Here is a 634-nt window from a genome sequence, read left to right on the forward strand (position 1 = left end):
GCTGCAGCTGGCGCGTCGCCTGCAAAAACAACAGCTTCAGCAGCTTAGCCAACTGGGGGAACTGGCCAGCCAGCTCAGCGCGCTGGTGCATATGCTGCAGTGTGAGCGCGGGGCGTCGAATATCTATCTTTGCTCGGGCGGCTTGCTGTATACAGCGGAGTGTCGGGCGGGAGGGGCGCTGGTTGACGAGCGGCTAGCCCTGTTTTATGCCAGCCTCGAACGGGCGCGCGCGGTAGCCGGCAGCGCGCTGTGCTGGCGTATCGCCAGAGCGCTTGACGAGCTGGCGCAGCTCCCGGCACTACGCGCGCAGATCGGCCGCCGGCAAATTGCCGCTGAAGCCGCGACGGAGCAGTTCAGCCGCGTCATCCGCCATCTGCTGAACATCGCCCCGCAGCTCAATGACAGCATTGACGATCCGCCGGTGGCTGGTCGGATGGTCGCCCTGTACAGCTTTATGCAGGGAAAAGAGCTGGTGGGCCAGGAGCGCGCGCTGGGAGCATTGGGCTTTACCCGCGGCGAGTTCAGCGACAGCCTGCGCCAGCAGCTGGTGGACCGTATTGACGGTCAGCAGCCCTGCTTCGACAGCTTTCAGGCGCTGGGCAGCCCGGCGACCGTCCAGTTGTTCAGAACCCAG

1 pseudogene is annotated in these 634 nt (G+C 65.0%); it reads left to right on the forward strand.

The annotated features are described in order from the left end of the window. Position 1: 1 nt before the first annotated feature. Positions 2 to 634 (forward strand): annotated as a pseudogene (nasR, locus tag ABD481_RS46690) (nitrate regulatory protein NasR); the annotation flags it as partial.

Source organism: Catenulispora yoronensis (genome assembly GCF_039531695.1).
In the GTDB taxonomy this organism is placed as follows: Bacteria; Actinomycetota; Actinomycetes; order Streptomycetales; family Catenulisporaceae; genus Catenulispora; species Catenulispora yoronensis.